Annotated in this window: 13 protein-coding genes and 2 other annotated features; of the genes, 12 read left to right on the top strand and 1 reads right to left on the bottom strand. The window is 34.5% G+C overall.

The genetic code is table 11. The features are described from left to right. Positions 1–95: 95 nt before the first annotated feature. The 8 genes from ACY2U7_RS09225 to ACY2U7_RS09260 all read left to right on the top strand — a co-directional run bounded on the left by ACY2U7_RS09225 (position 96) and on the right by ACY2U7_RS09260 (position 13,870). Positions 96–1,655 (top strand): ClC family H(+)/Cl(-) exchange transporter, encoded by a 1,560-nt coding sequence (locus ACY2U7_RS09225; RefSeq protein WP_461816281.1) that lies wholly within the window; start codon positions 96–98, stop codon positions 1,653–1,655. A gap of 552 nt (positions 1,656–2,207) precedes the next feature. Continuing rightward, positions 2,208–2,762: a Fe-S-containing protein gene (locus ACY2U7_RS09230; protein WP_461816282.1), complete on the top strand. Its 555-nt coding sequence runs from the start codon at positions 2,208–2,210 to the stop codon at positions 2,760–2,762. A gap of 38 nt (positions 2,763–2,800) precedes the next feature. Then, entirely contained in the window at positions 2,801–5,329 is a 2,529-nt protein-coding gene (locus ACY2U7_RS09235) for a heavy metal translocating P-type ATPase (RefSeq protein ID WP_461816283.1), read from the top strand. A gap of 135 nt (positions 5,330–5,464) precedes the next feature. Beyond that, on the top strand, positions 5,465–6,169 hold the full coding sequence (locus ACY2U7_RS09240; protein WP_461812356.1) for a response regulator transcription factor: 705 nt from the start codon (positions 5,465–5,467) through the stop codon (positions 6,167–6,169). Next, on the top strand, positions 6,166–7,572 hold the full coding sequence (locus ACY2U7_RS09245) for a sensor histidine kinase (protein WP_461812357.1): 1,407 nt from the start codon (positions 6,166–6,168) through the stop codon (positions 7,570–7,572). The genes ACY2U7_RS09240 and ACY2U7_RS09245 overlap by 4 nt, the downstream gene beginning before the upstream one ends. 217 nt (positions 7,573–7,789) lie before the next feature. After that, entirely contained in the window at positions 7,790–9,778 is a 1,989-nt protein-coding gene (locus tag ACY2U7_RS09250) for an urease accessory protein UreH domain-containing protein (RefSeq protein WP_461816284.1), read from the top strand. A 112-nt stretch (positions 9,779–9,890) separates the two neighbouring features. Next, positions 9,891–10,130, top strand: a binding site (T-box leader). Between the two features lie 47 nt (positions 10,131–10,177). Next, on the top strand, positions 10,178–12,601 hold the full coding sequence (leuS, locus tag ACY2U7_RS09255; RefSeq protein ID WP_461812359.1) for a leucine--tRNA ligase: 2,424 nt from the start codon (positions 10,178–10,180) through the stop codon (positions 12,599–12,601). A gap of 291 nt (positions 12,602–12,892) precedes the next feature. Then, positions 12,893–13,870 carry a hypothetical protein gene (locus ACY2U7_RS09260; protein ID WP_461816285.1) on the top strand — a complete coding sequence of 326 codons (978 nt, stop codon included), beginning with the start codon at positions 12,893–12,895 and terminating at the stop codon, positions 13,868–13,870. A 72-nt stretch (positions 13,871–13,942) separates the two neighbouring features. Here the strand turns inward: ACY2U7_RS09260 and ACY2U7_RS09265 are convergent, their stop codons facing one another. Then, positions 13,943–15,148: a hypothetical protein gene (locus tag ACY2U7_RS09265; protein WP_461812361.1), complete on the bottom strand. Its 1,206-nt coding sequence runs from the start codon at positions 15,146–15,148 to the stop codon at positions 13,943–13,945. 197 nt (positions 15,149–15,345) lie between these two features. On the opposite strand from ACY2U7_RS09265, the gene ACY2U7_RS09270 reads away from it, so the two are divergent. The 4 genes from ACY2U7_RS09270 to ACY2U7_RS09285 all read left to right on the top strand — a co-directional run. Continuing rightward, positions 15,346–15,771, top strand: a complete 426-nt coding sequence (locus ACY2U7_RS09270; RefSeq protein WP_461812362.1) for a DUF5301 domain-containing protein — start codon at positions 15,346–15,348, stop codon at positions 15,769–15,771. A 79-nt stretch (positions 15,772–15,850) separates the two neighbouring features. After that, positions 15,851–16,072: a binding site (T-box leader), on the top strand. A gap of 71 nt (positions 16,073–16,143) precedes the next feature. Further along, complete coding sequence (gene pheS, locus ACY2U7_RS09275) at positions 16,144–17,163, top strand: phenylalanine--tRNA ligase subunit alpha (RefSeq protein ID WP_461812363.1); 1,020 nt, start codon at positions 16,144–16,146, stop codon at positions 17,161–17,163. 57 nt (positions 17,164–17,220) lie between these two features. Beyond that, positions 17,221–19,638, top strand: coding sequence for a phenylalanine--tRNA ligase subunit beta (pheT, locus tag ACY2U7_RS09280; RefSeq protein ID WP_461816286.1), 2,418 nt, complete (start codon positions 17,221–17,223; stop codon positions 19,636–19,638). Between the two features lie 257 nt (positions 19,639–19,895). After that, on the top strand, positions 19,896–21,227 hold a 1,332-nt coding region (locus ACY2U7_RS09285; protein ID WP_461816287.1), incomplete at its 3' end, for a glycoside hydrolase family 84 protein.

The following is a 21,227-nucleotide window of genomic DNA, read 5'->3' on the forward strand; positions in this document are numbered from 1 at the left end:
ATACCTCGAAATAATCTTTCTTAGTTATAAGATATGGGAAAAAAAGAGAAATATGTTATAATGATAAAAGCAACTAAATAGGAAAGAGGGGGAAAATGAAAAAAGATATATCATACACGTTAAAACGTGCACAATACTTTAATGTTATTCTTATAGGAGAAGGATTATTAGTAGGGAGTATAGCTGGCCTTGTTGTATTGGCCTATCGAATTGCGTTGAAATATGCGGGACAATGGAGTGACGCAATTCGTGAGTATATTGGACATTCTCCGATGAAAATCATAGGATGGTTTGGGATACTAGTTCTTATGGCCATTGTAGTTGGACTTCTCATTAAATGGGAACCTATGATTTCGGGAAGTGGAATACCACAATTAGAAGGAGAAATGGTAGGAAAATTAAACCAAACATGGTGGAAAGTTTTACCAAGTAAATTTATTGGTGGATTTTTATCTTTGCTGGCAGGTTTGTCTTTAGGACGTGAAGGTCCATCTATCCAATTGGGAGCAATGACTGGTAAAGGAATTTCCAAAATGCTAGACAGAGGGAAGACAGAAGAAAAATTTCTTTTAACTTGTGGAGCGAGTGCTGGGTTATCGGCCGCATTTCATGCACCTCTTGCAGGAGTGATGTTTTCACTTGAGGAAGTACATAAAAATTTTTCGGTATCCGTTCTTGTATCAGTAATGACAGCATCTATTTCGGCTGATTATTTATCTTCGCAAGTTATGGGGATTGAACCAGTATTTCAATTTAAAATTGGACATGCATTACCTCAAAATTATTATTGGTTGATTATAGTTTTGGGTGTCGTTTTAGGTGTTTTAGGCTGTGTATACAATTGGTTTACATTAAAAATGCAGTCATGGTATAAACAGGCAAAATATTTAAATGAAATCACAAAAGTAATGATACCATTTATAATGGCAGGATTTCTTATGTTGGTTATGCCGGAATTGCTTGGAAGTGGTCATAAATTAATTGATTGTTTAACAAATCATGAATTGCTTTTAGGCGGGGCAATTATTATTCTTGTTGGAAAATTTTTGTTTTCGGTGATATCTTTTGGCTCAGGAGCACCAGGAGGGATATTTTTCCCATTACTTGTTTTGGGAGCGTTTGTTGGAGGAATTTTTGGTATGGTCTGTGTAAATTATTTTGGCATGGATTCAGAATATATTAATAATTTTGTTTTATTAGCAATGGCTGGAAATTTTACAGCTATTGTTAGAGCTCCACTGACAGGAATTATTCTTATTTTTGAAATGACAGGTTCAGTTAGCCAAATGTTATCCCTTTCCGTTGTTTCTATTGTTGCATATGTGGTTGCAAGTTTACTTGGTTCAGAGCCTATTTATGAAAGTCTTTTGCATAGACTTTTGAAAAATAAAGAAGAAAATGCAGATGTAATAAAAGGACAAAAAATGTTAGTTAGTCATGTCATTATGCATGGTTCACCGCTTGCGCATAAAATGGTACAAGAAATTGAATGGCCTATAAATTGTCTTCTTGTTTCAATTAAAAGAGGTGATAAAGAAGTGATTCCAAAAGGAAAGACAGTTTTATTGCCGAGTGATATGATTGTTACCCTGGTTGATGAAAAAGATGAGCCTTATGTAAGGGAATTTATAGAGAAACTGTGTATAATGCGGTAAAGTTGGAAATGTTGTGATGAATTATAGTTGCAACACATATGGCTAATTGAAATTTATGGAAATAAGAGTAAGTATTTGGATGGATATTGAGAAAATTATAAAAATATAAAAAGTATAGAGAAAAAAGCACGTTAGTCTGCATATGATAGGCCAACGTGTTTTTTTATGGGAAATTACTTATTTAGAAAATTTTTAAAAAAGGTTTTATTCCACATAAAAAACACAAATTTACACGATACAATATAGAAAAATAAATTAGGAGGAATAAATAAAATGGATATTTTGATTAATCACTGGCACTGTATTATTCCTATTGCTGTAATTCTAGGGGTAATCTTTTTTATGGGTAGAAAAGATAATGAGAAGACTCCAAAAGATAAATAAAGTATAATGTTCAGGAAAGTTTTATCTTTCGTGAGATGTTTGTAGAGAACTTATTATACTCCCTGAAAGGAGTTTATTATTTTTAATACAAATTTCGATGTAATCAAGATAAAAAATAAAATAGGTAGTGGAATTTGACACTACTAAAATATATCAGGAGGTATGAAAATGTCAAACAAACTAAAAAAGAAATCGTCATCTAAAATGTCAAAGAGTAAGAAATATATCTTGCCGATTTTGACACTTTCTGTATTGGTTATCTGTGTAGCAGTCGTGTTTCTAGCTAGTAAGGGTAGTGAATCAAATAAGAAAATAGGAAGAGATGTCGAGGAAGCGGATACTATTAATTCTGGTGAATCGTTAGTAATTCCAGTCGCAGATGTCACAACGGATGCAACATTTTTCCCAGCCAAGGTCAATGGTACAACAATGGAAATTATTGCGGTTAAAGACAGTGAAGGAAATATTCGCACTGCATTTAATACTTGTCAAATATGTTATACTTCAGGCAGAGGATATTATGAACAGTATGGAGATAATCTAGTTTGCCAAAACTGTGGAAATAGTTTCTCTATGGATCAAGTGGAAATTGAAACAGGGGGATGCAATCCATGGCCAATTTTTGATAAAAATAAGACTGTAACGGATGACGAAATTTTGATTTCTTATGATTTTCTGACAGAATCTCAGAGAATTTTTAAAAATTGGAAAACAAGTTTTTAATAAAATAATTAAGATAACTACTATAAGGAGAGTTTGATATGAAACAATATGTTGTTACGGGAATGACTTGTGCATCTTGCAGTGCACGAGTTGAAAAGGCGGTATCTAAAGTTCCTGGAGTAAAATCCTGTTCCGTTAACCTTCTCACTAATTCTATGGGAGTAGAAGGAACTGCTTCAGATGTCCATATCATTGCGGCGGTTAAAGATGCAGGTTATGGTGCAAAACTTAAAGGAGTAGAGAAAAGTAATCATGAATCCAAAGCAGCTAATGATGATGACTTGCTTAAAGATTATGAGACACCAATTTTGAAGAAACGTTTGGTGTATTCACTTATTTTTCTATCGGTTTTGATGTACCTGTCAATGGGACATATGATGTGGAATTGGCCGTTACCGCATTTTATAGCAGATAACCATATCATGATGGGAATTCTGCAAATGCTTCTTACAATCATGATTATGGTTATTAACCAGAAATTCTTTATCAATGGATTTCGAAGTTTGGCGCATAAATCCCCAAACATGGATGCACTTGTTGCAATTGGATCACTCGCGGCATTCGGATACAGTACATGGGCGTTATTTGCCATGACGCAGGCACAACTCGACGGCAACATGGATGCGGTGGTTAGTTATATGCATGAGTTCTATTTTGAAACGGCAGCCACAATTTTAGCATTAATTACTGTTGGAAAGATGCTGGAATCTCGTTCCAAAGGTAGAACAACGGATGCATTAAAAGGATTGATGAAGTTAGCACCAAAGACTGCAACTGTGTTGGAAAATGGTATTGAGAAAATAGTCCCTATTGAGCAAGTCAAAAAGGGAAATATTTTCGTGGTACGTCCTGGTGAAAATATTCCAGTAGATGGTGTTGTGATTGAGGGGAGCAGCGCAATTAATGAATCTGCTTTAACAGGTGAGAGTATTCCAGTGGATAAAACAGTGGGAGATCAGGTATCAGCAGCAACCACCAATCAGGCTGGTTTTATTAAATGTGAAGCAATCAGAGTTGGTGAAGATACAACTCTTTCCCAAATTATTCAGATGGTTAGCGATGCAGCAGCAACTAAAGCACCGATTGCGAAAATTGCAGATAAAGTTTCTGGAATATTTGTTCCCGTTGTCATTCTACTTTCAATTATAACATTTGTAGGCTGGATTCTTGCAGGTGAGTCGATTGGCTTTGCCCTTTCTCATGCCATTGCAGTTCTTGTTATCAGTTGTCCTTGTGCTTTAGGGTTAGCAACTCCTGTCGCAATTATGGTAGGGAATGGAATGGGTGCAAAGAGTGGTATTTTGTTTAAAACAGCAGTTTCTTTGGAAGAAGCTGGTAAGATTGCAATTGTTGCATTGGATAAAACCGGAACGATTACTGCCGGAGAACCGAAGGTTACCGATATGATTTCTGTGGATGGCTTGAATGAGAAAGAACTCTTAAAAATGGCTTATGCGCTGGAACAAAAGAGTGAACATCCACTTGCAAAAGCAATTCTGCAAAAAGCAGAAGAAGAGGGAGTACATGCAGAAGAAGTTTCAGATTTCCAAGCACTTCCAGGTAATGGATTGACAGCAGTATACAATGGAAGTACTTTGGTTGGAGGAAGTTATCAATTTGTCAGCAAGCAGACGAAAGTATCAGAAATGATGATTCGCAAGTCAGAGCAACTTGCAGAGGAAGGAAAGACCCCGTTGCTTTTCACTCGTGATGGTAGCCTGATTGGAATCATTGCCGTAGCTGACGTAATCAAGGGAGATAGTCCACAGGCAGTTCGAGAAATGCAAAACATGGGAATTCGTGTTGTCATGTTAACGGGGGATAATGAGCGTACTGCTAAAGCCATAGGGGCGCAGGCTGGTGTGGACGAAGTTATTGCAGGTGTTCTTCCGGATGGGAAGGAGAGTGTAATCCGTAGATTAAAAGAAAATGGAAAGGTTGCGATGGTTGGTGATGGAATTAATGATGCTCCGGCATTAACCAGAGCAGATATTGGTATCGCCATTGGTGCGGGGGCGGATGTTGCCATTGATGCTGCTGATATAGTTCTGATGAAAAGCCGTTTAAGTGATGTTCCAGCAGCAATTCGATTAAGTAGAGCTACACTTAAAAATATTCAACAAAATCTGTTTTGGGCATTTTCTTACAACGTAATTGGTATTCCACTTGCAGCAGGAGTGTTTCTCTCGTTTATAGGATGGGAATTGAATCCGATGTTTGGTGCGGCAGCAATGAGTATTTCTAGTTTTCTTGTTGTCACAAATGCATTAAAACTGAATTTATTTAAAATTCATGATGCAAGAAAAGATAAAAAAATGAAACAGAAAAAGGTGGAAAATAAATCCATTGGACTGGAAAAGATATTAAACATCGAAGGAATGACTTGTGGACACTGCGAAGCACGTGTGAAAAAGGTTCTGGAAAGTGTACCAGGTGTTAGTCTGGCGGTTGTCAGTCATGAGAGCAAAACGGCAGTCGTGACGCTAAGCCAAGAAGTTTCTAGCGAACTTTTGAAAAAAGTTGTTGAAAATGAAAATTATGAAGTATTGGATATTTCTAAAAAGTAAGTAAATATAGTCGGTATAGGTGTTGTGTGGTTGGAAGTTTTGTATATAAGTATGAAAAGGTATTTGCGTTGCAAAACGGGCAATATTGTGGTATAATTCCCGAAATATTTTGCGCTATGAGAAAGAAGTGTTTTTATGACTACAGAGAAAATTGTATTGGTCGTTGATGATGAAGCGATGATTCGAGAATCCGTTTCTGCTTATATCACACAGCAGGGGTATCAAGTGCTTACGGCAGAAGATGGAAAAGAGGCTTTAGAGATTTTTCAAAAAAAACCGATTGCATTCATAATTTTGGATTTAATGTTGCCGGGAATGTCTGGGGAGGAGGTTTGCCAAATTGTCAGAAAGCAGTCAAGAGTTCCGATTATTATGCTTACAGCCAAAATTCAAGAAGAAGATGTATTAAATGGTTTGGACATCGGGGCAGATGATTACGTAATGAAGCCGTTTAGTATAAAGCAGTTATATGCCCGTATGGAAGCGATTTTGCGACGCACTACGGATGACTTAAAACCGTTGGCACAAAAATTTTCTTGGAATAACGATGATTTACAGATAGATTTTGAGCATAATGAAGTTAGGAAACAGGGAGAGCTATTAAACCTTACACCGAGTGAATGGAAAATCCTTTCGGCACTGATTAAATATCCGAAAAAAGTTTTTTCGAGAGAAAATTTGATTGAGCTTGTGTTTGGACCTGATTTTGATGGGTATGATCGTGTTATTGATACTCATGTCAAAAATTTGCGCAAGAAAGTGGAATTAGATCCGAGAAAGCCTATCTATATAAAAACTGTTCATGGGTTAGGATATAAATTTGGAGGTGATAAGGATTGAAACAGTACAAGTTGCGTACCGTTTTGGCCATTCGTTTTGCACTGCTTATACTGGTGGCAATTTCATTAGTTAGTATTATTTCCAATGTTTTAATTAATCGTCAGTTTGAATCTTATGTAGAAAAACAGCAAAAAATAGAGGCAGATGATTTGGCAAAAAGTCTGGAAACTCAATATCACATAGGTAAGAATGGGTGGAATCTAGATTATGTGCATGGCATAGGTATGGCAGCATTGGACGATGGTTTTATTATTAAGTTATACGATAAAGATGAGAATATCCTATGGGATGCAGAGAACCATGATATGAGATTGTGTCATGAGGTGATGGAGAGTATTGCCGTTCGTATGCAAAACAAGCGTCCCGATATGGAAGGTAGTTTTCAGGTACATCGATATGATCTCATGCAAACAGGAGAGATTGTTGGATATTTAGACATATCTTATTATAGCCCATACTACATGGATGAAACTGATTTTCAATTTATGTCTGCCTTGAATCGTATTCTTATTGCAATTGGTGGTGTGTCATTGGTTGGAGCAATGTCTATGGGGATACTTTTGTCGAACAAGATTGTAAAACCTATTTCGGAAACAGTGGGTATTATTCAACAAATTTCAATGGGGGATTACAATACAAGATTTCAGGGTAATATTACAACAAAAGAATTATATGAACTGGCACATGCTGTGAACCATATGGCTGAATCTTTAGAAGAACAAGAAAACCTTCGAAAGCGATTAACATCTGATGTTGCACATGAACTTCGAACTCCTGTAGCAAATATAGCTTCTTATATGGAAATGATGATGGATGGAGTTTTGGAACCGACACCAGAACGTCTTGAAACTTGCTATCGTGAATGGCAGCGTATTTCTGACTTGATTTCTGATTTGGAGCGGTTACGTCAGATGGAAAGTGAACATCTAGTGCTTCAGAAAACAGAAGTCAATCTCAGGGAATTGTCTGAAATGGTAATGAAAAATTTTGAGAGCAGACTTAGGCAAAAGCAAATAGAGGGTCAAGTTGTTGGGGATGAATCACTGATTTTGGTAGATCGAGGACGTATGCAACAGGTTATGAGTAACCTTGTTTCTAATGCAATCAAGTATTCCGATGGTAAAGGTATGGTTCGTATAGTCATTAAAGATACGAAAAAGAATAGTATTATTTATGTTGAGGATAGTGGAATTGGTATCTCAACACAGGATTTAAATCGGATTTTTGAGAGGTTCTATCGGACGGATAGGTCTAGAAATCGAAAAACAGGAGGAGCTGGCATCGGGCTGACCATTGTAAAAACAATCGTGCAGGCACATAGAGGAACAATCACAGTGGAAAGTGAGGAAGGAAAAGGGAGCAGATTTATTGTAATGTTGCCAAAAGGAAACTCCTTGCAATAGAGAATTAGTATATATTTAAGCAAAAGCTGACGGGATTATTTTCCCCGTCAGCTTTTTGCGGTTAAATTAAACTGGAAAATATTTTAAGTGGTTTTCAAGTTTGACAATTCTATCTACCACTTGATTGATAAAAAATCCAATGGCATTAATATCCACATAAAAACCACAAAAATCTTCTATATATTATGCATAGCAAATTAAAGGAGGAGTTATTTGGATGAATGATAGCAATAAAAAAATTCGATTAAACATTGATGGTATGACCTGTGTGAACTGTCAGAATAAAATTGAGAAAACATTAAATTACACAGATGGTATTAGTAATGTAAATGTAAGCTATAATCAAGGTACAGCCGACATTGTTTATGATGAGGGAAAAATTTCAAAAAAAGAAATTATTACTGTGATTGAAGGATTAGAATATACAGTTATTTCTCAGAAAAAGGCTATAGGAGGGAATATTACAGACGTTGTCTGTAAGTTGTTGGTGATTGTTTCACTTTATGTTATGCTTCAGTCAATGGGAATTTTAAATGTGCTGGTGCCAAGTGAACTAGCCGATACTAGAATGGGTTACGGCATGCTCTTTGTGATAGGATTGATTACATCTGTTCACTGTATTGCTATGTGTGGAGGAATAAATCTTTCTCAATGTATTCCACATCAAGGAAAAGTTGATAACCCTAGAAAACTGGACATTTTCCTTCCGGCATTAAGCTATAATTTAGGTAGAGTTGTGTCTTATACTGTAGTTGGTTTTGTTTTTGGACTAGTTGGCTTTTTGATTGGAGGTGGAACACAAGTTCAGATTTCAATCTTCCTACAAGGAATTTTGAAAATGATTGCCGGTTTGTTTATGGTAATTATGGGGATCAATATGCTTGGGATTTTTCCTTGGATGCGTAAATTCACAATCCGTACGCCTCGCTTCCTTGCCCGTAAAGTGGGGCAACAAAAAGCAAAAGCAACTAAGCCGTTCTTTGTAGGTGTACTCAATGGATTCATGCCTTGTGGACCATTGCAATCTATGTGGATAGTGGCTTTGGCAGCTGCAAATCCGTTTTCCGGTGCATTATCCATGTTCCTGTTTAGTTTGGGAACAGTACCACTAATGCTTGGATTTGGAACCATTATTTCGGCACTTGGCAAGCGATTTACGGATAAAGTTATGGCAGTTGGAGCTGTTTTGGTCGTTGTTCTTGGGTTGGCAATGATTTCTCAGGGTGGCTCATTGGGTGGATGGCTTCCTCCTGATTTACTTTTGGTTCTGTTGATTGCCTTTTGTATTGCGGGTGTGTTATTGAGTATATCTGTTGAAAAAAAGGTTATAAAAAATATGATAAAAGTTGCATCTTTGGCTATTGTACTTGCTTCGTATGTTTTATGGAATTTGCAGGGAAAATTAGTTGAGAATAATTCGGCTGAGAACACAAAGGTAGAGGTTGTTGATGGAGTACAGGTCGTAAATAGTACATTATTGCCTGGACGGTATCCTAATATTACAGTTCAAGCTGGAGTACCTGTAAAGTGGGTGATTGATGCACCTGCGGGAAGTATCAATGGATGCAACAACAGAATGTTTATTCAGGACTATGGAATTGAGCATACATTCCAAGAGGGAAAAAATGTCATTGAGTTTACACCTACGAATACAGGTACCGTTCGCTATAGTTGCTGGATGGGGATGCTTCGAGGAAATATATTTGTGACAGATGGTACAGAAAGTACGAATTTGGAATCGGGTAGAGATGTCAGTGTTCCAATACCTGCCGAATATACGATTCCAACAGAAACCATGGCTATTGCATCTAAAACAAAAGATGAACGAGGAAATGAGGTTCAAAAAGTGAATATCCAGTTAACAGATAATGGTTTTTCTCCGGCGATTGTTGTAGTACAACGGGATATGACCATGCAATGGAATATTGAAAATAAGTTAACTAATGTTGAAGAAGGGATGGAACTATTAGCACCATATTATTCCACACAATTAATGTTGAATCCTGGTTTGAATCAGTTATCAGTTTATCCAATGGAGAACTTTGATATATCTACCAGCGATAACCGTTTTTATGCGTATGTCAAGGTGGTCGATGACTTGTCTGTTGTGGATGAGGAGGCAATCAAGGAAGAAGTTTTGAAGTTTAAGCCGATGATTTATCCACCGGAGGTCTTCAAAAATTCTGGAATGTCTTGTCATAGTTAAAAGAAACATTATAAAAGTGACATTATCATAAGTTAATAACAACATTTACATGGAAAACTTGACAAATAAATTGCGTGTGTGTACAATGGATGTGTGAATTCAATTAAATAGAATACTAACGAAGAAGAGGAGTATTAAGAGCCTATCGTTTGCAGAGAGTTGTCGTTTGGTGTAAGACAATAACGTAATCTCCCAACTCGCCTCAGAGTTCTTTTGCTGAAATATATTTGATAAAGGTTATATTAAGTAATATAGGCAGAAGCGGGACTTCCCGTTATAGAAGAAATGAGTGCATTTTGCGAAAGCAGAATGAATAAGAGTGGTAACGCGGATAAACCTTTTCGTCTCTTTTTTAGAGATGAGAAGGTTTTTTTATAATGTTAATAGGAGGAAAAGAATATGGCAACACCTTATAATCACAAGGCGATTGAAAAAAAATGGCGTAAAAACTGGGAAGAAAATCCAGTGAACGTTAAATCGGATGAAAATGGAAAAAGAGAGAAGTATTATTGCTTAGATATGTTCCCATATCCTTCTGGGAATGGTCTTCATGTAGGACATTGGAGAGGGTATGTGATTTCAGATGCATGGAGTCGTTACAAATTATTACAGGGACATTATATTGTACATCCAATGGGATGGGATGCATTTGGTCTTCCAGCAGAAAACTATGCAATTAAAATGGGAGTACATCCATCTATTTCAACAGAAGAAAATATTAAAAACTTTAAAAAACAGTTGAATGAAATTTCTGCATTGTATGATTGGGATATGGAAGTGAATACAACAGATCCAGCATTTTACAAATGGACACAATGGATTTTTGTGAAAATGTTTAAAGAAGGATTAGCGTATGAAAAAGAATTTCCAATCAATTGGTGTCCATCATGTAAAACAGGATTGGCAAATGAAGAAGTTGTAAATGGAAAATGTGAACGTTGTGGAACAGAAGTAACAAAGAAAAATCTTCGTCAATGGATGCTTCGTATCACAAAATATGCAGATAGATTATTAAATGATCTTGATAAATTGGATTGGCCAGAAAAAGTTAAAAAAATGCAGGCAGAATGGATTGGAAAGTCTTATGGTGCAGAGGTTGATTTTAAAGTAGATGGAAAAGATGAAAAAATCACAGTTTACACAACAAGACCAGATACATTACATGGTGCTACATTTATGGTACTTGCACCAGAACATGCCTTAGCAAAAGAATTGGCTACAGACGAAACAAGAGAAGCAGTTGAAAAATATATTTTAGATTCTTCGATGAAATCAAATGTAGATAGACTGCAAGACAAAGAAAAAACAGGTGTATTTACAGGTTCTTATGCAATCAATCCAATTAATGGAGCAAAGACACCAATTTGGTTATCTGATTATGTATTAGCAGATTATGGAACAGGTGCAATTATGTGTGTTCCTGCTCATGATGATCGTGACTTTGAATTTGCTACAAAATTCAATATTCCGATTATTCAAGTAATTGCTAAAGATGGAAAAGAAATTGAAAATATGACAGAAGCTTATACAGATGCTGTAGGAACAATGATTAATTCTGGTGAATGGAATGGAATGGAATCAGCAGTGTTGAAAAAAGAAGCTCCTCATATGATTGAAGAAAAAGGAATCGGTAAAGCAACAGTTAACTTTAAATTACGTGACTGGGTATTTTCTCGTCAACGTTATTGGGGAGAGCCAATTCCAATTATTCATTGTGAAGATTGCGGTGCTGTACCTGTTCCAGAGGATCAACTTCCTCTTACTTTACCAGAAGTGGATTCTTATGAACCAACAGGTACAGGAGAATCTCCACTTGCAGGAATTGAAAGTTGGGTAAATACAACTTGCCCAGTGTGTGGTAAACCAGCAAAACGTGAAACGAATACAATGCCTCAGTGGGCAGGGTCTTCCTGGTATTTTCTTCGTTATGTGGATAACCACAACACAGAAGAACTTGTATCAAAAGAAAAAGCAGATGAAATGTTACCGGTAGATATGTATATTGGTGGAGTAGAACATGCAGTTCTTCACTTATTATATTCACGTTTTTACACAAAATTCTTATATGATATTGGTGCAGTTGATTTTGATGAACCATTCAAAAAATTGTTTAATCAAGGAATGATTACAGGTAAAAATGGAACTAAGATGAGTAAATCAAAAGGAAATGTTGTATCACCGGATGATTTAGTAAGAGATTATGGTTGCGACGCTCTTAGAATGTATGAATTATTTGTAGGTCCTCCTGAATTAGATGCTGAATGGGATGATAAAGGAATTGATGGAGTATATCGTTTCTTAAATCGTGTATGGAATCTTGTTATGGACAGTAAAGAAGCTGATGTAAAAGCAACAAAAGAAATGATTAAGATTCGTAATAAAATGGTATATGATATTACAACACGTTTAGAAAGTTTTAGTTTAAACACAGTTGTTTCTGGATTTATGGAATATAATAATAAACTTATTGATATTGCAAAAAAAGAAGGTGGAGTAGACACGGAAACGCTAGGAGTATTTGCAATATTACTTGCTCCTTTTGCTCCTCATATGGCAGAAGAATTATGGGAAGAATTAGGAAATACAGGAAGTGTATTCCATGCAGGTTGGCCAACATATGATGAAGAAGCAATGAAAGATGATGAAATCGAAGTTGCTGTGCAGATTAATGGAAAAACAAGAGCAGTTGTAACAATTCCTGCAGAAATTTCTAAAGAAGATGCAATTGCGACAGGAAAAGAGGCAGTTGCAGATAAATTAACTGGAACAATTGTAAAAGAAATTTATGTTCCGGGAAGAATTATCAATATCGTACAGAAATAATTTGGGGAAAAATTTCATAAAAATGACGCAGATAATAGAATTATTGTTTGCGTCATTTTTGCTTTTATGGGGGAATTGTAAAAAAGGAAAAGAGGCATGTGATTTGTTGTTGACGTAGGTGTTTTTAAGAGATATATTAAACACAAAGAAAGTGGTTGAGCTATAAATTCAAAAGAGAAAGGAGGAAGAAAAAAGAACGCTTTCTAATATGGATTTGGATACACATGGGGATTATTTTTAGTATAAATCATGTACAGTAAGTGCATTGATATGATGGGAGAGTGAATAATTATGAGAGCGAGAAAAAAATTTCTTGTTTGGCTTTGTATAGTATCTATTATTTTAATGAGTGGGTGTACGCCGAAAAAAGAAGTAAAGAGTCAAGAGACGAGTAAAGAAACTAAACAAGACATAAAAAAGGATTATTATATTTCGTTTACAGTTACAAAAGAAGAGAATAATGAGTTCAACACATATAATTATATATATGATTTTGAAACAGATAAAGTGGAGTTAAAAGATAGGGTACCATATACTTCACAATATCCTCTTACGGCATATTCTTATTCTGAGAACGCACTGTATTATACACATCGAAGAGATGGCGAAAGATCCGATGAAGTATATAGAAAAGATCTTACTACAGGAAAAACAGAATGTTTAACAGATACAATATTTGCGGTGAATTATATTTTTCCGTTTAAAGATAAGATATATATTGCAGCTGTGGAAAAGAAAACAAGAGCAGTTGGATTATTTAAGTATCAAAATAAAAAACTACAAAGATTACTTGAAGATAAAGATGCTTTTGTATGGCAAGTGAACTACAATCCAGATTTAGATCAAATAGTTTTTAATACATATTCTGACGACGAGGCTGCAAGACGTGCAGAGAAAAATGAAGAAGATAAAGAAATTATGGGGATGAATAGTATTTATATAGCCGATGTGAAAAAAGATTCTGTAAAAAAAATTTCTGAATCGGAAGAAGGATATATGACAGGAATTATATTAGATTCTGCTGAAAATATCTATTATCAATTAGGTGGATATAAACAGTTAAAAAACGGAAAAGGAATAGAAAGCCTTAAGTTTGATGAACTGAATATAGATAAAGTTATTTATATGAATCAAGCAGAAATATATTATATTTCTGAAAAAGGGGAACTAGTAAAGTACAATTTCGAAAATGGTAAAAAGAAAGTGCTATATACTGTGGAAGAAGAATTATTGTCTGAAATTAACAATGCTGTTATGTTAAAAAAATGATTGAAATTTAAAATTGTTAAGATAAGTTTTTGAAAAATAGAGTGTGTAGGAATGCACACTCTATTTTTTGTGTTACTCGTGAACGGTATAATATTTTAATCCTAAAATACTTTGTCTTATGCAGATCCTTTTTCGATCACCAATGGAAGTTCTATAATATTCCTTACTTGAAACAGAAAAACTTTTATTCTTTCCATTCCAGTTTCCATATAAACAATAATCTCCAGTTTTTGATGAAGTACTACGCTTATTTGTAATTACAATTATTTTATGTGTTGGTTGTTCAAACGTTAGTAAATAATTTAGTGGAAATGCCATTGAAAAAGAAATAGCAAATACCATAAAAACAACTGAAATTTTACGTCCTAACCTTTGTGGAACTGGGATGCGAGTTGATTTAATGATATACGGTATTACAAGTATGAAGGCGATACCAAGCGTTGTCAGCATAAATTGATTACCAATATAATTATATATCTTGGTAGTACTAACACATAAGATAAGTGCGATTGATGCTCCGATAAAAGGCATTTGAAATGCTTGTTCTTCTCCTTTTTTACTATTGGTTTCAATGTATATATAAGGATAATGTTTAATGTATATTGCGTATGATATTAAGATGATAATAATTAAAATAATAAACATCTTTTTTCCACCTAATAAAAAAGCTACTAAATTCAATAATGTTAATCCCCAACTAACTAGTTTTAATGTTCTTTTTGTCTTTTCTATCTCTACACTGGTCTTTTTCTTAGACATATTTAAAAGAGTCTTATTTTCTGTAACAATTGCCTTGTAAAAATTTTTCTCAATCATATTTAATGCTTTTACATATTTCGATACATCTTTATTTTTTTCTATCATTTTAGCAAAATCTAGAGTCTTAATATTTTTTTCATCTAGTGTTTTAAATAATAAGTTAAAATTAGTGAATGTTTCATCCAAAGTGATTAATCGATTATATTGTTGGTCAATTAAAGCCATTTGAATTTTGTTATTTAATGGAATCAAAAGTAAGCAATGAATATCTTGATATTTAATTTGTTGTTTCTTTTTAATGATATGACACAATGTCAATTGATCTTCTTCAAGAATTATTCGTTGTTTTTTGTATGCAACAATTAATACAATTCCCAATACAATAAATGGAATAAAAAACAAAGATGCAACAAGGTTGTCTAATAAACCGAGAAAAATAGACATTAGTGAAAAAAAGATAATGTCTACAATACCAATAATTTTTACAATCTTTTTACTTTTTATGATTTTTTCATCCATAAATACACCACCTTAATTATGATTATTTTTAATATTATAGCATCGTAAAATAATCAAAACAATAGGCAATACCATTGTAAGCTGACTTGCATTTTTTATAGAAAATTTATGGTATAATAAGATGAAATATGATATTCTGACTAAAATAAAAATGGCACAGAAAATTTTGAAAAGTAGAAAGAAGTTGGAGGCGATAAATGATGAATAAAAAGAAACGTGCAGAGATAATTTCCTTTTTTGTAGTATTATTAGGTTGTGTTTTAATGTATATTTTCTTTATGCAAAGAAATGGGTATACATTAACTTTTCCAAAAGTAGATGGACTAGAAAGTATATCTTTAGAAATGGGAAGTGTAACAAAAGAAATTACAGATGAGAAGACAATGAAAGAATTTATTTTAAAATTAATTGGAGACGGAAGGTCGACGAAACAAGAAAGCGTGAATGATTCTCCAGGTGTTAAGAAATATACAAAGGTAGAGTTGAATTTTAAGGAAGAGGGTTCTTCAGTCGTTTATTTTTATGAAGAAAAAGGTAAATGCTATCTAGAACAGCCTTATAATGGGGTGTATAAAATTAGCCAAGACGAATACAAAAGTTTGGAAAAATATCTCAACGAATAAGCTCGAGTTTAAGGGAAAATAAACATCTTGACATTACATTTTTGTGTGATAAAATAATGAATAGATTTATATTCATAAAGAAAAGGTAATGAATGTGTTAGTAGAGAACCGTTTTCTATCAGAGAGAGGAAATCATTGGCTGAAAATTTCCTTAAGTTCAGGCGGCAATTGAATTTCCCACAGGAACTGCAGTTTTGAAGAAGATATTTGTGTAGGAACTGACGTATTTGCACGTTACGCAAACCGAGAGTCTGCTTATAGCAGAAATTAGGGTGGTACCGCGATTAACCTCGTCCCTTTAGGGACGGGGATTTTTTATTGCAAGAAAATATATTTTATGAAATGAAAGTGTTTATGAAAGGAGATAAAAGAATGAAAGAAAAGTTACAAAGCATTCAAGAAGAAGCTATTCAGCAAATTCAAGCTTCTGAAGCACCAGAAAAATTAAATGAGGTAAGAGTAAAGTTTTTAGGGAAAAAAGGTGAATTAACTGCCATTTTAAAAGGAATGAAAGATGTTGCACCTGAAGATAGAGCAAAAGTAGGACAGTTAGTAAATGAAACAAGAGCAACAATTGAATCTCTTTTAGAAGAAAGAAAAGCTAAGATGGAAAAAGAGATTTTAGAAAGAAAGTTAAAAGAAGAAGTAATTGATGTTACTCTTCCAGCAAAGAAAAATACAGTTGGACATCGTCATCCAAATACAATCGCTTTAGAAGAAGTGGAAAGGATATTTGTTGGTATGGGATATGAAGTTGTAGAGGGTCCCGAAGTAGAATACGATGAATATAACTTTGAAAAATTAAATATTCCAGCAGATCATCCTGCTAAAGATGAACAAGACACTTTCTATATCAATAAGGATATTGTACTTCGTACACAAACTTCACCAGTACAAGCTCGTGTTATGGAACAAGGAAAATTACCTATTCGTATGATTGCACCAGGTAGAGTTTTCCGTTCAGATGAAGTGGATGCAACTCATTCACCATCTTTCCATCAGATTGAGGGACTTGTCATTGATAAAAATATTTCTTTTGCAGATTTAAAAGGTACTTTGGAAGTATTTGCAAAAGAATTATTTGGACCAGAAACAAAAACAAAATTCAGACCACATCATTTCCCATTTACAGAGCCAAGTGCTGAAGTAGATGTTACTTGTTTTAAATGTGGTGGAAAAGGTTGCCGTTTTTGTAAAGGTTCAGGATGGATTGAAATTTTAGGCTGTGGCATGGTGCATCCACATGTATTAGAAATGTGTGGAATTGATCCAGAAGAATATAATGGCTTTGCGTTTGGTGTAGGGCTAGAGCGTATTGCATTGCTTAAATATGAAATAGATGATATGAGACTATTATATGAAAATGACATTCGCTTTTTAAAACAATTCTAATAGTGAAAATTTGATGATTAAACTATATTTTTCAATGAAAGAAAGGAAGAAAAGAAAATGAATACATCATTATCATGGGTGAAAGCATATGTGCCAGAACTTGATGTGACAGCACAGGAATATACAGATGCGATGACACTTTCAGGAACAAAGGTAGAAGGATATGAGGTGTTAGATGCGGATTTAGAAAAAATTGTAATTGGACAGATTGAGAAAATCGAAAAGCATCCTGATGCAGATAAATTAGTGGTATGTCAGGTAAATGTAGGAGAAGAAACGGTTCAAATCGTAACAGGAGCTAAGAATGTTTTTGAGGGAGCAAAAATCCCAGTTGTTTTGGATGGCGGACGTGTTGCAGGTGGACACGATGGTAAAAAAACTCAAGGCGGTGTCAAAATAAAAAAAGGAAAGCTTCGTGGTGTGGAAAGTTTTGGTATGATGTGTTCTATTGAAGAACTTGGTTCTACAGTAGAAATGTACCCAGAAGCAGCTGAAGACGGTATCTATATTTTTGAAGAGGATGCCGTTGTAGGAAGTAGTGCTATTGAAGCATTAGGAAGAAATGACGTTGTATTTGAATATGAAGTAACTTCAAATCGTGTAGATTGTTTTAGTGTGATAGGAATTGCCAGAGAAGTGGCTGCTACATTCCGTAAGGAATTTTGTCCTCCAGTTGTAAAAGAAACAGGAAATTCTGAAAATGTAAATGATTATGTAAAAGTAACTGTGGAAAATGCAGAATTGTGTCCACGTTATTGTGCAAGAATGGTGAAAAATGTAAAAATTGCCCCATCTCCAAAATGGATGCAAAGAAGACTTGCTTCTGTAGGAATTCGTCCGATTAACAATTTGGTGGATATTACAAATTATGTAATGGAAGAATTTGGTCAGCCAATGCATGCTTATGATATGTCGACGATTGCAGGAAATGAAATTGTAGTAAAAACAGCAGAAAATGGAGAAAAATTTACCACATTAGATGGACAGGAAAGAGAAGTTGACGAATCTGTATTGATGATTTGCGATAGTGAAAAAGCTGTTGGAATTGCAGGAATCATGGGTGGAGAAAATTCTATGATCACGGAAAATGTAGATACAGTTTTACTAGAATCAGCTTGCTTTGACGGAACAAATATTCGTAAATCAAGTAAAAAAGTTGGACTTCGTACAGATGCTTCAAGTAAATTTGAAAAAGGATTGGATCCAAACAATGCAAAAGCGGCAATTGATAGAGCGTGTCAGTTGATTGAAGAATTAGGAGCAGGTGAAGTTGTAGGTGGAATGGTAGATGTTTATGGAAAGGTGAAAGAACCTGTAAGAGTACCATTCGATGCTGGAAAAATCAATGTAATGTTAGGTACAGATATTTCAGAAGAACAAATGTTAGATTATTTTGCAAAAATCGGATTAGAATATGATGCAGAAACAAAAGAAGTAATTGCACCAACATTTAGACATGATTTGTTTAGACTGGCAGATTTAGCAGAAGAGGTAGCAAGATTTTATGGATATGATAATATTCCAACAACACTTCCAAGAGGAGAAGCTACAACAGGAAAATTATCATTTAAACTTCGTATTGAAGAAGTAGCAAGAAATATTGCGGAATTTTGTGGATTTAGTCAAGGAATGACATATTCTTTTGAAAGTCCAAAAGTGTTTGATAAGTTATTACTTCCAACGGATTCAAAGTTAAGAGAAGCAGTGGAAATTATGAATCCGTTAGGTGAAGATTATAGTATTATGCGAACAGTGTCTTTGAACGGAATGTTGACTTCATTGGCGACTAATTATAATAGAAGAAACAAAGACGTACGTTTATATGAATTAGGAAATATATATCTTCCAAAACAACTTCCAGTAACAGAATTACCTGAAGAACGTATGCAGTTTACACTTGGTATGTATGGAGAAGGTGATTTCTTTACGATGAAAGGTGTTGTAGAAGAATTCTTTGAAAAAATTGGTTTGCATGAAAAAGAGACTTATGATCCAAACGCAGAAAAGCCGTTCTTACATCCAGGACGTCAAGCGAATATTATTTATGGTGGAAAAGTGATTGGTTATCTTGGAGAGGTTCATCCACAAGTAGCAGACACATATGGTATCGGAACGAGAGCATATATTGCGGTGTTAGATATGCCTGAAATTGTGGAATTTGCTACATTTGATAGAAAATATGAAGGGATTGCAAAATATCCAGCAGTAACTCGTGACATCAGTATGGTTGTTCCAAAAGAAATTTTGGTAGGACAGATTGAAGATGTAATTGAGAAAAAAGGTGGAGAATATTTGGAAAGTTATCAATTATTTGATATTTATGAAGGCTCGCAAATCAAAGAGGGATTCAAGTCAGTTGCTTATTCAATTGTATTCCGTGCAAAAGATAAAACTTTGGAAGAAACAGATGTTGCAACAGCAATGAAACGAATTTTAAAAGCTTTAGAGGAAATGGGAATTGAATTACGACAATAAAATTGGAACGCTTGCACAAAAAATGTGCAAGCGTTTTGTGATATTTATCCAAAAAGTAAGATGTGATTGAAAAAAAATGGAAAATATAGTATAATTTAGGCAAAATCAAATGGGTTGTAACTATTGAATTAGGCAAGACCAAGACCAAGATATTTAAATTTTTTCGTCAGGTGGATAAAAGGATTTGAAGTGTTTTTGGTCTCTTTTTTTTAGAAAAAAATTACCGAAAAAATAGTTGATTCAGGAAAGGAAAGGTTATGAAAAAGATTTTAAAACGTATCTTAACAGGCGTGCTTGCTGTTGCAATGGTACTCACTATGGTGCCAATTTCAACACCAACAGTACAAGCAGCAGAAGATAAGACGGCTTATGAAATTTATCCAAATCCACATGATTTGTCTTATCAAGAAGGCGAATTCGTTATTCGTCAAGATGTAAACGTCGTTTTTGAAAAAGCGATTGATTCTGTTACACAGAAAAGAATGAATGAAGTATTAGCTTCAAAGAACAAAAAAGTGACTACTTCACAACAAAAAGTAGAGGGAAAAACAAACATTTTAGTGGGTACATATAACTCAAAAGAATATGTAGATACTTATGTAAAAGAACACTATAATGTTGATGCAAGTTTATTCCAGAAATTTGGGGGACATTTTGTTGCTTCGAATAATGGAGAAATTGTTGTATTAGGACGTGATACAGATGCAGCATTTTATGGTATTACTTCTTTAAAACATATCTTTAATCAGATGGATGGTTCAACAATCCGTAACTTTACAATTAAAGATTATGCAGATACAAATATTCGTGGATTTATCGAAGGATACTATGGAATTCCATGGTCAAATGCAGACAGAATGTCTTTAATGAAATTCGGTGGAGAATTTAAGATGACTTCTTATATCTTTGCACCAAAAGATGATCCTTATCATAAAAATTTATGGCGTGATCCATATCCAGCACAAGAAATTGCAGAAATCAAAAAAATGGTACAAGTAGGAAATGAAGCAAAATGTCGATTTGTATGGACTGCGCATCCGTTTATGGGTGGATTTAATGCAAATCAAGCAGATGCTGAAATTCAGAAGTTATTAAAGAAATTTGATCAATTGTATGATGCAGGAGTACGTCAGTTTGGTGTCCTTGGAGACGATGTTGGAAAATTAGATAAAGCAATTGTAGTCAAAATGATGAACGCTGTATCAGATTGGGCAAAGAAAAAAGGTGATGTATATGATACAGTATTCTGTCCTGCAGGATATAATCATGCATGGCAAGGAGATTATTCAGAATTAAATATGTATGATAAAGATTTCCCTGCTGATGTTAAGATTTTCTGGACTGGTGAAGCTGTATGTCAGCCAGTGGAACAGAAAACATTAGAACACTTTAGAAAACACAATCTTCCATCAGGACAGAAAGAAAGAAGAAGTCCTTTATTCTGGTTAAACTGGCCTGTAAATGATATTAATGGCGAACGTTTGATGATGGGAAAAGGAAGTCTTTTACGTACAGAGGTAAATCCAGCGGATTTAGCAGGTGTTGTAACAAACCCTATGCAAGAAGCAGAAGCTTCTAAAGTAGCAATT

The organism is Faecalimonas sp., assembly GCA_029264305.1.
Taxonomy (GTDB): domain Bacteria; phylum Bacillota; class Clostridia; order Lachnospirales; family Lachnospiraceae; genus Faecalimonas.

Excerpts from the sequence above, each read along its gene's own strand:
- ACY2U7_RS09225 (WP_461816281.1), top strand. The coding sequence starts at position 96 with ATGAAAAAAGATATATCATACACGTTAAAACGTGCACAATACTTTAAT.
- ACY2U7_RS09230 (WP_461816282.1), top strand. The coding sequence starts at position 2,208 with ATGTCAAACAAACTAAAAAAGAAATCGTCATCTAAAATGTCAAAGAGT.
- ACY2U7_RS09235 (WP_461816283.1), top strand. The coding sequence starts at position 2,801 with ATGAAACAATATGTTGTTACGGGAATGACTTGTGCATCTTGCAGTGCA.
- ACY2U7_RS09240 (WP_461812356.1), top strand. The coding sequence starts at position 5,465 with ATGACTACAGAGAAAATTGTATTGGTCGTTGATGATGAAGCGATGATT.
- ACY2U7_RS09250 (WP_461816284.1), top strand. The coding sequence starts at position 7,790 with ATGAATGATAGCAATAAAAAAATTCGATTAAACATTGATGGTATGACC.
- leuS (WP_461812359.1), top strand. The coding sequence starts at position 10,178 with ATGGCAACACCTTATAATCACAAGGCGATTGAAAAAAAATGGCGTAAA.
- ACY2U7_RS09260 (WP_461816285.1), top strand. The coding sequence starts at position 12,893 with ATGAGAGCGAGAAAAAAATTTCTTGTTTGGCTTTGTATAGTATCTATT.
- ACY2U7_RS09265 (WP_461812361.1), bottom strand. The coding sequence starts at position 15,148 with ATGGATGAAAAAATCATAAAAAGTAAAAAGATTGTAAAAATTATTGGT.
- ACY2U7_RS09270 (WP_461812362.1), top strand. The coding sequence starts at position 15,346 with ATGATGAATAAAAAGAAACGTGCAGAGATAATTTCCTTTTTTGTAGTA.
- pheS (WP_461812363.1), top strand. The coding sequence starts at position 16,144 with ATGAAAGAAAAGTTACAAAGCATTCAAGAAGAAGCTATTCAGCAAATT.
- pheT (WP_461816286.1), top strand. The coding sequence starts at position 17,221 with ATGAATACATCATTATCATGGGTGAAAGCATATGTGCCAGAACTTGAT.